The 14799-nt window shown below is 33.7% G+C and carries 23 protein-coding genes; all 23 read right to left on the reverse strand.

The window, feature by feature from the left end; all coding sequences use genetic code 11:
- Positions 1–209 precede the first annotated feature (209 nt).
- Entirely contained in the window at positions 210–1202 is a 993-nt protein-coding gene (gene amrS, locus HALSA_RS09585; RefSeq protein ID WP_013406373.1) for an AmmeMemoRadiSam system radical SAM enzyme, read from the reverse strand.
- Positions 1195–1722 (reverse strand): AmmeMemoRadiSam system protein A, encoded by a 528-nt coding sequence (amrA, locus tag HALSA_RS09590; RefSeq protein ID WP_013406374.1) that lies wholly within the window; start codon positions 1720–1722, stop codon positions 1195–1197. The genes amrS and amrA overlap by 8 nt, the downstream gene beginning before the upstream one ends.
- A gap of 28 nt (positions 1723–1750) precedes the next feature.
- A complete protein-coding gene (amrB, locus tag HALSA_RS09595; protein ID WP_013406375.1) occupies positions 1751–2569 on the reverse strand; it encodes an AmmeMemoRadiSam system protein B in 819 nt (272 codons plus the stop codon).
- A gap of 87 nt (positions 2570–2656) precedes the next feature.
- The gene (gene rpsI / locus HALSA_RS09600; RefSeq protein WP_013406376.1) at positions 2657–3052 is read right to left on the reverse strand and encodes a 30S ribosomal protein S9; all 396 of its coding nucleotides are present in this window, start codon (positions 3050–3052) and stop codon (positions 2657–2659) included.
- A 35-nt stretch (positions 3053–3087) separates the two neighbouring features.
- A complete protein-coding gene (gene rplM / locus HALSA_RS09605) occupies positions 3088–3516 on the reverse strand; it encodes a 50S ribosomal protein L13 (protein ID WP_013406377.1) in 429 nt (142 codons plus the stop codon).
- Between the two features lie 139 nt (positions 3517–3655).
- Positions 3656–4402, reverse strand: a complete 747-nt coding sequence (gene truA / locus HALSA_RS09610) for a tRNA pseudouridine(38-40) synthase TruA (protein WP_013406378.1) — start codon at positions 4400–4402, stop codon at positions 3656–3658.
- A 9-nt stretch (positions 4403–4411) separates the two neighbouring features.
- Positions 4412–5203: an energy-coupling factor transporter transmembrane component T family protein gene (locus HALSA_RS09615; protein ID WP_013406379.1), complete on the reverse strand. Its 792-nt coding sequence runs from the start codon at positions 5201–5203 to the stop codon at positions 4412–4414.
- A 1-nt stretch (position 5204) separates the two neighbouring features.
- Positions 5205–6053 carry an energy-coupling factor transporter ATPase gene (locus tag HALSA_RS09620; RefSeq protein WP_013406380.1) on the reverse strand — a complete coding sequence of 283 codons (849 nt, stop codon included), beginning with the start codon at positions 6051–6053 and terminating at the stop codon, positions 5205–5207.
- A complete protein-coding gene (locus HALSA_RS09625) occupies positions 6047–6868 on the reverse strand; it encodes an energy-coupling factor transporter ATPase (protein WP_013406381.1) in 822 nt (273 codons plus the stop codon). The genes HALSA_RS09620 and HALSA_RS09625 overlap by 7 nt, the downstream gene beginning before the upstream one ends.
- Before the next feature lie 20 nt (positions 6869–6888).
- The gene (rplQ, locus tag HALSA_RS09630; RefSeq protein ID WP_013406382.1) at positions 6889–7230 is read right to left on the reverse strand and encodes a 50S ribosomal protein L17; all 342 of its coding nucleotides are present in this window, start codon (positions 7228–7230) and stop codon (positions 6889–6891) included.
- Positions 7231–7243: 13 nt separating this feature from the next.
- On the reverse strand, positions 7244–8188 hold the full coding sequence (locus HALSA_RS09635) for a DNA-directed RNA polymerase subunit alpha (RefSeq protein ID WP_013406383.1): 945 nt from the start codon (positions 8186–8188) through the stop codon (positions 7244–7246).
- A 52-nt stretch (positions 8189–8240) separates the two neighbouring features.
- Positions 8241–8867: a 30S ribosomal protein S4 gene (gene rpsD / locus HALSA_RS09640; RefSeq protein WP_013406384.1), complete on the reverse strand. Its 627-nt coding sequence runs from the start codon at positions 8865–8867 to the stop codon at positions 8241–8243.
- A 27-nt stretch (positions 8868–8894) separates the two neighbouring features.
- On the reverse strand, positions 8895–9293 hold the full coding sequence (gene rpsK, locus HALSA_RS09645; protein ID WP_013406385.1) for a 30S ribosomal protein S11: 399 nt from the start codon (positions 9291–9293) through the stop codon (positions 8895–8897).
- A gap of 22 nt (positions 9294–9315) precedes the next feature.
- On the reverse strand, positions 9316–9702 hold the full coding sequence (rpsM, locus tag HALSA_RS09650; RefSeq protein WP_013406386.1) for a 30S ribosomal protein S13: 387 nt from the start codon (positions 9700–9702) through the stop codon (positions 9316–9318).
- A 19-nt stretch (positions 9703–9721) separates the two neighbouring features.
- The gene (gene rpmJ / locus HALSA_RS09655) at positions 9722–9835 is read right to left on the reverse strand and encodes a 50S ribosomal protein L36 (protein WP_013406387.1); all 114 of its coding nucleotides are present in this window, start codon (positions 9833–9835) and stop codon (positions 9722–9724) included.
- 23 nt (positions 9836–9858) lie between these two features.
- Positions 9859–10083: a translation initiation factor IF-1 gene (gene infA, locus HALSA_RS09660; RefSeq protein ID WP_013406388.1), complete on the reverse strand. Its 225-nt coding sequence runs from the start codon at positions 10081–10083 to the stop codon at positions 9859–9861.
- Positions 10084–10212: 129 nt separating this feature from the next.
- Positions 10213–10962 carry a type I methionyl aminopeptidase gene (gene map / locus HALSA_RS09665; protein WP_013406389.1) on the reverse strand — a complete coding sequence of 250 codons (750 nt, stop codon included), beginning with the start codon at positions 10960–10962 and terminating at the stop codon, positions 10213–10215.
- Positions 10962–11612 carry an adenylate kinase gene (locus tag HALSA_RS09670; RefSeq protein ID WP_013406390.1) on the reverse strand — a complete coding sequence of 217 codons (651 nt, stop codon included), beginning with the start codon at positions 11610–11612 and terminating at the stop codon, positions 10962–10964. Before HALSA_RS09670 ends, map begins: the two co-directional genes overlap by 1 nt.
- Positions 11613–11627: 15 nt before the next feature.
- A complete protein-coding gene (secY, locus tag HALSA_RS09675; RefSeq protein WP_013406391.1) occupies positions 11628–12896 on the reverse strand; it encodes a preprotein translocase subunit SecY in 1269 nt (422 codons plus the stop codon).
- A 1-nt stretch (position 12897) separates the two neighbouring features.
- The gene (gene rplO / locus HALSA_RS09680) at positions 12898–13341 is read right to left on the reverse strand and encodes a 50S ribosomal protein L15 (protein WP_013406392.1); all 444 of its coding nucleotides are present in this window, start codon (positions 13339–13341) and stop codon (positions 12898–12900) included.
- A gap of 19 nt (positions 13342–13360) precedes the next feature.
- Positions 13361–13861 carry a 30S ribosomal protein S5 gene (gene rpsE / locus HALSA_RS09685; protein ID WP_013406393.1) on the reverse strand — a complete coding sequence of 167 codons (501 nt, stop codon included), beginning with the start codon at positions 13859–13861 and terminating at the stop codon, positions 13361–13363.
- Between the two features lie 16 nt (positions 13862–13877).
- Positions 13878–14234 (reverse strand): 50S ribosomal protein L18, encoded by a 357-nt coding sequence (gene rplR, locus HALSA_RS09690; RefSeq protein ID WP_013406394.1) that lies wholly within the window; start codon positions 14232–14234, stop codon positions 13878–13880.
- A gap of 18 nt (positions 14235–14252) precedes the next feature.
- Complete coding sequence (rplF, locus tag HALSA_RS09695) at positions 14253–14786, reverse strand: 50S ribosomal protein L6 (protein ID WP_013406395.1); 534 nt, start codon at positions 14784–14786, stop codon at positions 14253–14255.
- Between the last annotated feature and the right edge of the window lie 13 nt (positions 14787–14799).

A 14799-nucleotide genomic window follows, 5' to 3' on the forward strand; every position in this document is an offset into this window, starting at 1 on the left:
ATAAAAGCCGACCAATTTTTGGTCGGCTTTTAGATCAAAAATTTACTTTCTTCCTGAATTTTAAAACCATCTTCAACTTTTTTAAATACATAACCATGAGCTTATATTATATAACTTAACAACAGTAAAGCAACTTCTATTAAAGTTGTCAAAGATGGGTTTAAGCCTTATATTAAGATATTTTAAAGCTATTATTCTCGTAAATATTTTTATTCAAATTTTCCATATATTTTACTTCCACAATTTTTACAAAATCCCTGATCATAATTTTTAATTACCCCATAACCACTCCGAGTAATTAATTTTTCTCCACATTGAAAACAATAGGTGTCTCTGGTATTTTTTATATTGGCATTTCCCAAATACACATTTTTTAAATCCTTTTTAGCAAGCTGATATGCTTCTTCCATCAAGCTTAAATCAGTTGCTGGATTATCTAATTTATATGATGGATAGTATCTACTTAAATGGAGAGGAATCTCTTGATTAAGTTCTGCTATAAATTTAAAGATTTTTTCCAGTTCAGTTAAATCATCATTTAAATCGCTTATAACAAGAGTTGTAATTTCCAGGTGTATTTGATCAGCTAGATGCTTTATTGTTCTTTTTACAGCATCTAAACCTCCCTGACAGTGCTTTTCATAAAATTCATTGTTAAAAGATTTTAAATCAATATTGGCAGCATCTAAAAATGGTGTTAACTCTTTTAAAGCTTCTTCCTCAATAAAGCCATTACTCACCAAAATATTTTTTATTCCTTTTTGAGAGGCAAGCTTTGCAGTATCCAACATATACTCATAAAAAACTATTGGTTCTGAATAAGTGTATGCTATTAAGTCAAGTCCTTTTTTTCGAGTACTATTAACAATTTCTTGAGGAGAATAGTCATTCAGAGCTGGTTTTTGCTGACTAATCTGCCAGTTTTGACAGTAAATACAGCTCATATTACAGCCATAACTGCCAATAGAAAATACATTTTTAGCCGGATAAAAATGATATAAAGGCTTTTTTTCAATTGGATCTATACCTAAAGCAGAAACTTTTCCATAATTTAAACTTTTTAGTTTACCATTAATATTTTTTCTAACCTGGCAAATTCCTATTTTGTTTTCTTTAATTATACAGTGGTGAGGACAGAGTTCACATTTAAGCTGCTTGTCCTTATAAACACTATAATATTTAGCTTCATGATATTCAGTCATTTTCTTTAAACCTTTTTACTTTAAAGCGATAAATATCGATTTGTGAATCTGATTTTAAACCAGCTTTTTTTCTGGCGATACTAAGCTGTTTATCCACTGTATCTATCCCCTCTAGATCAGGAAGCAGTAAACCTGTCTGATGACCTCCCTTAACTAAAATACCATATTTTTTAGGATCTAGTTCTGTTTTATCATTTACTCTTTCTGCTTCCGATAAAATATCGACAGAGATAGTTAATTCTTTTAATTCAGATTTATGAACTTCTGGAAAACGCGGATCACTTTCAGCAGCAGTCATCGCATTATTAATAATTTCACTAGCAGCATTATCTTGAACAGGTTGAAAAGTACCCATACAACCTCTTAAATTACCGTTTTTCTTTAAAGTAACAAAAACTCCGGCAGGTTTTTTTAAAATTTCAGGGAGCTCTTCATAATTTACTTCAACCTCATTACCATTAACTATATATTCTTCAACAGCTTTTCTAGCCAAATCAGTAATATATTTTTCAGCATCCATAATTTTAACACCTCTCATTATTAAAATTTTATTCTATATAAACAGCAGCATACCCAACACCAAATGGTGCTTCATAAGAATTCACTTCAAGCTCCACTTCCTGCTCGGCAATACTTCCTAGCATAACTGCAATAGGTCGCAAACCACATTCACCAGCTTTATCAATTAACTGAGAATCTATATCTAAAATCGATTTGAAATCCTTTTTTTCTAATAATTCTAGCAATTTTTCGTCAAATAGATGTGCTTCCGGATCATAACCGGCCGGTGCTCCCCTTTTTAAACGATGGGAAAGATCTCCACTTGCTATCACAGCAATATTATAATCAAGCTCATTAGCAGTTTGAGCAATCTTTTTACCGATCTCAAAAAGTTCTTGATAAGAAATAAAACCGATTGAAAGCGAAACAATAGGCAGGTCAATTCCTGCTTTTTTAAGATAGTTCAATGGTACTAATACACCATGGTCTAATTCTTCATTAATTCCATAATTAAGCAGATCATTTGCCTTTAATCCCTGTAAAGATAAGTTTTCATTCTCACAATTATCAATCAGTCTTTGGGCAAATTTAGGATCAGACTTTTCATTGAATTTGAGCTGAGGATAGGAAAAATCACTAAAACTACCAGTTAATTCTTCATTTACAATTACTGATGCTGTTGAGCGAAAAGCAGGTCCATGAGGAGTAATTATCAGCATAAGATCAAGGTCATCAAATTTTGCAATACTCTGAGCTGTTTTTTCCATACCTTTTACTGTCTTTTCAGCCTTTTTCAACTCTTTACCACCAATTTCCTCAACCACTATTGGGGGATGAGGTAATAGAGCAGCACATTTTACTGTCATTTTTCCACCTCCAAATAATTACATAATATACATTTTTTTAAAAAACAAAAACAGAGAGATATATATCTCCCTGCTGCATAAAAAACTTTATCTTTTTGAGAATTGTGGTTTCTTTCTCGCTTTTTTGCGACCATACTTTTTTCTCTCTACCATACGAGAATCTCTGGTTAAATAACCGGCCTTTTTTAAAGGTGTGCGGTAATCCTGATCTACCTCCAGTAAAGCTCTTGCAATCCCATGACGAACTGCACCAGCCTGACCTGAAAGTCCACCTCCATTAACATTTACATAAATATCAAAAGTGTTATCTGTGTTTGTCAATTCTAAAGGTGACATTATATCTTTAATTAGAGATTTTCTATTAAAATAGTCGCTGATTTCAACATCATTAACTAGAAAATTTCCATCTCCAGGCAGCAGGCGAACTCTAGCAGTAGAAGTCTTTCTCCGTCCTGTACCTCTATATTGTACTTCAGAAGCCATCTATAAAATCCTCCTTCCTGTTTTTTAAACTTGGATTATAACTCTAATTTTACGGGCTTTTGAGCCTTGTGTGGATGCTTATCTCCACTGTATACTTTTAATTTTTTTATCATTTTTCTCCCAAGTTTATTACCTGGTAGCATACCTTTAACAGCTTTTTCAATTATAAATTCTGGATCTTTTGCTAATAATTCTTTGTAAGTCATTTCTTTGATTCCACCAATATAATTTGAATGACGGTAATATTTTTTCTGATCCCATTTATTTCCTGATAATTTTATTTTTTCAGCATTAACAACAATTACAAAATCTCCCATATCTACATGAGGTGTAAAGGTTGGCTTATGTTTGCCACGTAAATACTGAGCAATTTTTGAGGAAATCCTACCTAATGTTTTATCTTCAGCATCAACTACATACCAGTTGCGCTCAACTTCTTCATTTTTAGCCATATATGTTGACATACTATACCTCCTTAGTAAAAAATATTCTCTAATTACATGAATATATTCTCAACGGGGCTGTGTTGGACAGAATAATTCATAGTAATTTTAATACAATCTTCTTCTTTTGTCAAGTTAAAATATAATTATTGCTTTTAATTTAATCATAAAAAACCTCTAGCAAAGTTAATCCTTTAGCTGGAGCAGTAAAACCAGCTCTTTCTCTTTGAGTACCAGCCAAAATTTCTTCTAAATCAGCCAGATTCCTTTTACCCTTGGCAAGTTCAATTAAAGTTCCAACTAATATTCTAACCATATTATATAAAAAACCACTTCCAGAAATATCTATCTGAATTTCTCCATTTGTTTTTGAATTAATATCAAAAGAATAAATTTCTCTTATAGTTGAATCAACTGAAGATCCAGCTGAACAAAAGGCAGCAAAATCATGAGAACCTAAAAATATTTTTGCACCTTTTTGCATAATATCAAGGTCTAATCTCTGATGAACTTTATAAACATAATTACGGACAAAAACTGAATTAAAATTACTGTTCAAAATTCTATAACGATATTTTTTGCCCCGAGCATCATAACGAGCATGAAAATCTTTAGCTACTTTTTCTGCTTTATAACATATTATGTCATCTGGCAAATGAGTATTAATAGCAATTGGTATTTTGTAAGTTGGTATTTGAATGTCCAAAAAGAAATTAGCCGTCTGACCAGCCGCATGAACCCCGGCATCTGTTCTTCCTGAACCTATTACTTCAACTTTGTTTTTATTTATTTTGCTTAAAGCATTTTCAAGCTTTTCTTGAATGGTTTCTTTAGTATTTTTTTGTCTCTGCCAACCACTATAATTACTGCCATCATATTCTAAAGTTATTTTGTAATTATTAGCCACCACAATCACCTAAAAGAAATATACTGTAACTGCAAGTATTAATACTATTGATAGAGCAATAAAATCATAATAGCTGTATTCTAATTCATGCAGCCTCGTTCTACCTTCACCACCGCGATAACATCTTGATTCCATTGCCAAAGCCAGATCGTCTGCTCTTCTAAAAGCACTTATAAATAAAGGCACTAATAAAGGGATTAAACTTTTGGCCCTATTTATAATATTTCCTGACTCAAAATCTGCACCTCTGGCCTGCTGTGCTTTCATAATTTTTTCAGCTTCTTCTAGCAGAGTTGGGATAAAGCGCAACGCTATGGTCATCATCATCGAAAGCTCTGCTGCAGGAACTCCAAACCTTTTTAAAGGACTTAAAACATATTCAATACCGTCTGTCAGCTGGAGTGGAGAGGTTGTTAAAGTTAATAGTGAGGTAAATAAAATTAAAATAAAAATTCTACTAACCATAAAAAAACCAGTATAAACCCCTTCTGATTCTATCGAAAGAAATCTCCAGGACCATAATACATTTCCACCTTTTGTTAAAAAAACATGGATTAAAAGTGTTAAAAGTATTAAAAATAAAATAGGTTTTAAACCTTTAATGACCTTTATAAAAGGTATTTTAGACAGTAAGATAACGATTAAGATAAAAATCGAAAATACACCAAAACCATTAAAAGTATTTATTGTAAATAAAGCAATTATTAATATTGTTGTGAGAATAATTTTCATTCTTGCATCAAGGGAATGAATTATAGATTCTCTAGCTATATATTGTCCAATTGTTATATCTTTTAACATTTTAATGGCTCCTTATAGCTTTAATTATCGCGTCTGAAGCTTTAGTTATAGAAAATATCTCCGTTTCTAAATTTAAACCCTTTTCTTTTAATCTGTGCAGGATTTCTGTTATTTGAGGAAGATCCAGGGCTAATTTATGAAGTTTTTTTTCATTGGCGAAAACTTCTTTTGGACTACCATCTAGAACAATTTTTCCCTGATGCATTACTATAACTCTATTGCAAAGTTCTGCAATCTCTTCCATACGATGAGATATCAAAATTATAGTCATATTTAATTCATCATATAAATATTTTAATAAATCTGCCAGACTTTTACGACCCTGTGGATCCAAACCTGCACTTGGCTCATCAAGAACTAAAACTTCTGGTTTTAAAGCTAATACACCTGCAATAGCAACTCTTCTCTGCTGTCCACCGCTTAAATTGAATGGAGATCTATCTTTAAATTGAGAGTATTCTAGCCCAACTAATTCCATTACCTCTTTAACTCTTGATTCAATTTCTTTTTCATCCAAACCAAGGTTTTTGGGGCCAAATGCAATATCCTTGTAAACACTTTCCTCAAAAAGTTGATGTTCAGGATATTGAAACACAAGCCCAACATGTCTACGGGTTTCTTTTAAATTACTTTTTTCATTTGTAATATTTTTTGAATTCACCCTAACAGTACCAGTTGAAGGAATTATTAAACCATTAAAAAGTTGAACTAAGGTTGATTTTCCAGAACCTGTATGACCAACTATTCCAATGAATTCTCCTTTATCTATATTCAAATTGATATCTTTAAGAGCGGTGATATTATTTTCATCATTATAAATATGGGTTACATTATTCACTTCAATTAACATATAGAATTCACCAACTCATCTATAGTCAAAATATCGTCCACAGCGATATTATTTTTTCTTAAATACTCCGCTACTTCTACAGCAACAGGAATATCCAGATTTACTTCTTTTAGTTCATCAACAAGTCTAAAAATAGATCTTGGTTTCCCCTGCTGAATAATCTCCCCCTGATTCATAACGATAACTTTATCAGCAGAAACTGCTTCTTCCATAAAATGAGTTATATGGACAATTGTAATATCTTTTTCTTTGTTTAAATATTCTATTGTTTCCATAACTTCTTTTCTCCCTTGAGGATCGAGCATTGCAGTTGGTTCATCCAAAACTATACAGTCAGGCTCCATTGCAATAACACCAGCAATAGCAACTCTCTGTTTTTGCCCACCTGAAAGTTTGTGAGGAGCAAATTTTTGGAAACCAGCCATACCAACCATCTCAAGAGAATTATCAACTCTTTTACGAATTTCATTGCTTGGTATACCTAGATTTTCTGGACCAAATGCTACATCATCTTCAACTATAGAAGCAACTAATTGATTATCTGGATTTTGGAAAACCATACCAACTTTTTGCCTTATTTTCCAGGTGTTATCAGGATGTTTAGTATTCAAGCCATCAACAATAATATCACCATTTGTCGGCACCAAAAGTACATTTAATAATTTTGCAAGGGTAGACTTACCTGAACCATTTGAACCAATTATAACAGCAAAATCACCGGCTTCTATCTGCAGGTTTATATTCTGCAGGGCCGGTCTCTCACTGCTGTCCTTTTGATAACTAAAATCTACCCCATCAATTTTTATCAGGCTCATAATAACACCTACATTTCGGATTATTCAACCAGTTCAATTATTGCCTTTTTTGCTGCATCTCCTCTGCGGGGATACATCTTTAAAATCCTGGTATATCCACCTGGTCTATCAGAATACTTTGGTCCTATTTCATCAAACAATTTTGTCACAACTTCTTTATCTTTTATTTTATCCATTACCTTTCGCCTTGAACTTAAATCGTTATTCTTGGCAGTGGTAATGATCTTCTCAGCATAAGATCTCAATTCCTTAGCTTTAGGCAGAGTTGTTTCTATCCGCCCATGTCGGAATAATGAGGTTGCCATGTTTTGAAACATAGCTTTACGATGTGAAGATGTTTTTTGAAGTTTACGCTTAGACATCTAAACTCCCTCCTTATATTTCAGTATCTTTTAATTCTAATTCAAGTTCATCAAGTTTATCTTTTATCTCCTGTAAAGACTTTTTACCTAAATTACGAACTTTCATTAGATCATCTTCTGTTTTATCAACAAGTTCTTCAACAGTATTAATTCCAGCTCTTTTTAAGCAATTAGAAGAACGAACTGATAATTCTAACTCTTCTATTGTAGTATCAAGAATTTTATCTTTTTCCTCTTCTTCAACTTCAACCATGATTTCAACATCTTCAATTTCATCTGTTAAATTAATAAACAATTCTAAATGCTCTACCATGATTTTAGCTGCAAGACTAATTGCATCATCTGGATGAATACTACCATTAGTTTTTACTTCTAAAATTAATCTATCATAATCAGTAACCTGGCCAACTCTAGTGTTTTCAATATTAAAATTAGCTCTTTCAATAGGGCTAAATGAAGAATCAATAGGGATTAAACCTATAACTTTATCAAAATGATCTTTATTTTCTTCTGCAGTATGATAACCTCTACCTTTTTCTACAGTAGCTTCCAAAAGTAGCCTGCCATCTTCTGCTAGAGTTGCAATATGATGATCTTTATTTATTACCTGGACATCACCTGAGGTAATAAAGTCACCAGCTGTCACTTCTCCTTCTCCCTCTGCTTCAATCCTGATAGTTGACTGCTCTTCACCGGAAAATTTAACAACTACCTCTTTCAGATTTAAGATTAAATCTGTCATGTCCTCTACAACACCAGAAATAGCTGAGAATTCATGTTTTACTCCTTCGACTTTAACCGATGTTAAAGCAGCTCCCGGTAAAGAAGACAATAAAATTCTGCGCAGAGAATTACCTAAAGTAGTACCATAACCTCTTTCCAGAGGAGAAATTTCATAACGTCCGTAATTATCATCACTTTCAAGTCTTTCCACACGTGGTTTTTCAATTTCTATCATATTATCAGTTTACCCTCCTTATATGGACAATTTTATGACTGAGGGTATTCATTTACCGTGAATAATACTCGACAATCAGGTGTTCTTCAACCGGATAATCGATATCTTCCCTCTCTGGTAATGCTACAACTGTTCCTTCTGCTTTTTCTAAATCAGAATTTATCCATTCCTGAGTTGCAAAATCTGAATTATATTCAAAAACCTCTTTAAAACGCTTAGATTTGCGACTTGAATCTTTAACACTAACAACGTCATCTACATCAACTTGATATGAAGGAATATCTACTTTGCGTCCATTTACTTTGATATGTCCATGTAATACAAACTGTCTTGCTTCATTTCTGGAACTAGCAAAACCCATTCTGTAAACTACATTATCAAGTCTTCTCTCTAAGAGCTGTAAGAAGTTTTCACCTGTTACACCAGCAGTGTTTTCAGCTGATTTAAAATAATTACTGAACTGTTTTTCCATAATACCATAAATTCTTCTTACTTTTTGTTTTTCCCGTAATTGCAAACCATATTCTGATACTTTATGACGCCCCTGGCCATGTTCTCCAGGAACATATGGTCTACGATCAAAAGAACATTTTTTACTATAACAACGGGCGCCCTTAAGGTATAATTTTTCACCTTCACGCCTGCATAATTTACAAACTGAACCTGTATATCTTGCCATTTTTACACCTCAACTTTCCTTTTATAATTATATACGTCTTCTTTTTGGTGGTCTACATCCATTGTGGGGAATAGGGGTTATATCTTTGATTAAAGTAACATTTAAACCAGCTGCCTGAAGAGTTCTAATTGCAGACTCTCTTCCTGAGCCGGGTCCTTTAACAAAAATCTCTATTTCCTTAAGTCCCATATCTTTAGCCTCATCAGCTACATTTTCTGCTGCAAGTTGAGCTGCAAAAGGAGTGCTTTTTCGTGATCCTTTGTAACCAACTTTCCCAGCGCTTGACCAGGCAACTACTTTACCTTCAGTATCAGTAATTGAAATTATTGTATTATTAAAAGTAGATTTTATATGGGCCTGACCTTTTTCTATATTTCGCTTAACTTTTTTTCTTCTTCTTGCTTTTTTCTTCTTAGATTTAGCCATATTAAATAAATCCCTCCTTACTCTATTCCGGTTTTTTTGCTGCTCTAGTTTTTATACCAACAGTCTTTTTAGGTCCTTTACGTGTCCGAGCATTAGTTTTAGTTCTCTGACCACGTACAGGTAATCCTCTACGATGACGAAGACCCCTATAACAACCTATATCTTTTAATCTCTTAATATCAGCTCTTTTTTCCCTTCTCAGTTCACCCTCAACAATATAATTATTGTCAATCTCTTTTCTCAAAGAAGAGATTTCGGCTTCAGTCAAATCTTTAACCCTGGTATCTGGATCAATACTAGTATTTTCAAGTATATTCTGAGAAGTTGTTTTTCCAATACCATAAATATATGTCAATCCAATCTCTACCCTTTTATTTCTTGGTAGATCAACACCTTCTATTCTAGCCATTATTTCACCTCCAGTATTTTTATCCCTGTCTTTGCTTATGCTTTGGATTTTCACAGATGACCATTACTTTACCTTTGCGTCTGATTACTTTACATTTGTCACAGATCGGCTTAACTGATGGTCTCACTTTCATTAACAATCACCCCTTGCGGTAATTTATTTCGCTTTATGTCGATAAGTAATCCGGCCCCGACTCAAGTCATAGGGAGAAAGTTCTACAGTAACCTTGTCACCAGGTAAGATTCTTATAAAATTCATTCTCATTTTTCCTGAAACATGTGCCAGAACTTTATGTCCATTTTCTAATTCCACTCTAAACATTGCATTTGGTAGGGGTTCAACAACCGTACCCTGGACTTCAATAGGATCTTCTTTTCCCATAAACTATTTAGCCTCCTCTTATTTAAATAATAATTTAATTTGACAACTTCAATTTATATTTTAATTTGATATCTCTTTGAACACGCACTGCATATTATACCATATATCTATTGATTTCTGCAATAAAACTTAATCCCGGCTTAAAATTTCAAAACCGTTCTCATTAATCACTATTGTGTGTTCAAAATGGGCAGATAAACTTCTGTCTTTTGTAACAACTGTCCAGTCATCTTCAAGAGTTTCAACCTCATAACTCCCCATATTAACCATAGGCTCAATTGCCAGAGTCATACCAACTTTTAATTTTGGACCTTTTCCTGGTGGCCCAAAATTAGGAACCTGAGGATCTTCATGCATATCTCTACCAATTCCATGACCTACATAATCACGAACTACAGAAAACCCATTACTTTCAACATAGTTTTGAACTGCATGTGAAATATCAAATAATCTGTTGCCAATAACAGCTTTCTCTATACCTATATGAAGAGATTTTTCTGTTACATCTAATAGTTTTCTGGCATCTTTAGAAATTTCACCAACTGCATAGGTTTTGGCAGCATCTCCATTAAAACCGTCATAAAAGGTCCCAATATCAATACTAACAATATCACCGTCTTTTAGAAAACGATTATTACTTGGAATCCCATGTACTACTTCTTCATTAATCGAGATACAAACTGAGGCAGGAAACCCCTGATAACCTTTAAATGAGGGTAAAGCACCTCTACTGCGTATATATTGATCTGATAATTTGTCTATTTCTGCAGTAGAAATTCCAGGCTCAATTTTATCTGCCAGATAGGAATGAGTATCTGCAACAATTTTATTTGCTTTACGCATTATATCAATCTCACGTTTTGATTTCAAAATGATCATTATCTATACGCCTCAATTACCTTAATTAATTTGTTTTGTACATTTTCTATTCCACCTGTACTTTGAACCTCTTCTAAAATTCCCTGATTCCTATAATAGTCTGCAAGTTTAACAGTTTTTTCTTTGTTAACTTCTATTCTGTTTTTTACAGTTTCTTCTTCATCATCACTTCGCTGAACAACATTGCCACCACACTCATCACAGATATTATCTTTTTTAGGTGGCATATTTTCTATATGATAGGTTGCTCCACAGTCTACACAAACTCTTCGGCCTGACAATCTTTTAATCAGAACCTCTTTCTCAGCCTGTAGAAAAATTGATATATCAAGCCCTCTATTTTGTTCAGCTAAAATGTTATCAAGAGCTTCAGCCTGTTTAATTGTTCTTGGAAACCCGTCAAGAATCATGCCTTCCTCACAATCTGGCTCAGATAACCTTTCTTTTACGATTCCAATAGTAATTTCATCTGGTACAAGTTCACCAGCTTCTATAAATGACTCAGCTTTTTTACCAAGTGCTGTTTTCTTTTTAATTGCTTTTCTGAAGATATCTCCAGTAGCAATATGAGGAATACCAAGTGTTTTTTCTAACATTTTTGCTTGAGTTCCTTTGCCAACACCGGGTAGTCCAAGTAAAACAATATCCATTGTCCATCCTCCTTTTTAATCCATAAAACCTTCATAATGTCTCATCAGGAGTTGAGATTCAATTTGCTGCATTGTCTGTAAAGCAACACCTGTCATAATTAGTAGTGATGTACCACCAAAACTAATTGCTACTCCAGTTAATGGTCTCATAACAAATGGAAGTAGTGCAACTATCGTTAAGAAGATTGCTCCTGCTAATGTAACGCGCATTAAGACTTTATCAAGATATCTTACAGTAGAACGTCCTGGTCTTATTCCAGGAATAAACCCACCATATTTTTTCATATTATCTGCAACTTCTTCTGGGTTAAAGGTTATAGCAGTATAAAAATAAGTAAAGAATAAGATCATCAGTCCATATAATACTAAATAAAGTGTAGAACCTGGACTAAGCATATTTGAAATTGAAGCTGCCCAATCATAAGGTAGTACTTCAGCGATTATACCCGGGAAAAGTAGCACAGATGAAGCAAAGATAACTGGAATAACACCAGCCTGATTTACCTTCATAGGTATATGAGTACTTCTACCACCATATACTTTTCTTCCTACAATTCTTTTAGAATATTGAACCGGTATTCTTCTTTCACCCTGCTGAACAAAAATAATACCAGCAACTATAATAACTGCTAAAACACCGAAAATCATTACATTTAAGATAGAAATAGTTCCAGCCTGTAATAGTTCATATGTGTTATACATATCAGAAGGGAAACGTGAGATAATAGATGTGAAAATGATAATAGAAATACCATTTCCAATTCCTTTATCAGTAATCTGTTCTCCCAACCACATTAAGAAAGCAGTACCTGCTGTTAAACTAGTTATAATCAAAACTATATCAAAAATACTTGGATCTGGAATTGCTCCAAAACGCTGTATATAAAGTGTAATACCAAAAGCCTGAATAACAGCTAAAACAATTGTTCCATACCTAGTATATTGGGCGATCTTTTTACGTCCTTCATTACCCTGTTTAGACAATTCTTCTAATTTAGGAATTACTACAGTCAATAACTGCAAAATAATTGAAGCGGTAATGTAGGGTGTAATACTCATAGCAAAAATCGTAAAATTACTTAGAGCACCACCAGCAAAAAGGTCGAGAAAATCTAGAGCTCCACCAAATTGGCCTGCAAAAAGGCGCTCTTGGAGTAATGCAACATCTACACCTGGAACAGGTATATGTGCTCCCAGACGATAAACTGCCATCATAGCAAGCACAAATAAAACTTTATTTCTAAGTTCTTCTATTTTAAATACATTACTGAGAGCTTTTAGCAATTTAAATCACCTCTGGCTTTCCGCCAGCAGCTTCAATTTTATCTTTTGCAGAAGCTGAAAATGCGTGTGCTTTAACATTAAGTGCAACGGTTACTTCACCTTTGCCTAATATTTTAACACCATTTTTTGCAACTTTATCGATTAAACCAGCTTCTATTAATACTTCTGGACTTATTGTATCATCAGCTGAAAATCTATTTAATTGATAAACATTAACTATATTAAATTCTTTTTTAAATTTATTATTAAAACCTCGTTTAGGAAAACGTCTAAAAAGAGGAGTCTGTCCTCCCTCAAAAGTCAGACGAACACTACCACCGGAACGTGAATTCTGTCCATTGGCACCTCTACCAGATGTATAACCACGACCAGAACCGGTACCTCTACCAACTCTTTTGCGATCTTTTTTATATCCAGCTGCAGGTTTTAAATTGTTAAGTTTCATCCTTACACCTCCTTCTATATTATCCAATTAATTCTTCAACAGATTTGCCTCTTAATTTGGCAACTTCTTCTGCACTTTTTAATTCTTTAAGACCAGTCATTGTAGCATTGATCATATTAATCGGATTTGATGTACCAAGAGATTTTGTTAAAATATCACTAATACCAGCAAGTTCAATTACCGCTCTTACAGGACCTCCTGCAATTACACCAGTACCAGGTGCAGCTGGTTTTAAAAGAACTCTTCCAGCTCCAAATACTCCAGTTATTTCATGTGGAATAGTAGTATCTACAATAGGTACTTTAATAATCTCTTTTTTCGCTGCATCAATACCTTTTCTGATGGCTTCAGGTACTTCATTAGCTTTACCGATACCTGCACCAACATGGCCGTCTTCATCACCTACAACAACTAAAGCACTGAAGCTAAATCTACGGCCACCTTTTACAACCTTGGAAACACGATTAATATTTACTACTCGTTCATCAAGGTTGAGTTTGCTTGCATCTATTTTTTTCATTAATTTACCTCCTTATTTAAAACTTTAGCCCTTCTTCTCGGGCAGAATCAGCCAGAGCTTTAACTCGACCGTGATATTTATAACCACTTCTATCAAATACAACTGTATCAATTTCTTTTTCCAGAGCTCTTTGTGCAACAAGTTTACCAACTTTTGCAGCAGCTTCTTTATTACTTGCTACATCAACTTCATCGCGCAAAACTGGATCAAGAGTAGATGCAGAAGCAATGGTTTCTCCAGAAAGGTCATCTATAATTTGTACATATATATGCTTTAAACTGCGGGTTACATTCATTCTTGGACGATCAGGTGTTCCCACAACTTTATTTCTAATTCTTTGATGGCGTTTTATTCTTGCTTCTCTTTTACCCATCAGACTCACTCCTTTCTATTAACCAGTTTTACCTACCTTACGTCTAATATGTTCTCCAACATATTTAATACCTTTCCCTTTATAAGGCTCTGGTTTCCTTACTTCACGAATTTTAGCCGCTGTATCACCAACAAGCTGTTTATCAATACCTTTTACGGTAATATTAGTATTTTTTTCAACTTCAAACTCAATTTCTCCTTCAGCTTCAATAATTACTGGATGAGAGTAACCAACCTCAAGTTTTAATTTATTACCCTGCACCTGAGCACTGTATCCAACACCTACCATCTCAAGTTTTTTCTCAAAGCCTTTAGTAACACCGTTAACCATGCTTTCAATTAAACTTCTAACAAGTCCGTGCATAGAACGAGATTCGATGTCATCGCCATTACGCTCAACAATTATTTCATTATCTTCAACTTTAATATCAATACCAGCTTTAAATTCTCTTTCTAATTCGCCTTTTGGTCCTTTTACTGTGACCTTCTGGCCGTCAACGCTAACATCAACTTTTTCCGGTATTTCTATAGGTAGTTTACCAATACGTGACATAAATTTCACCTCC

It is taken from the genome of Halanaerobium hydrogeniformans, from assembly GCF_000166415.1.
GTDB classification, from domain to species: domain Bacteria; phylum Bacillota; class Halanaerobiia; order Halanaerobiales; family Halanaerobiaceae; genus Halanaerobium; species Halanaerobium hydrogeniformans.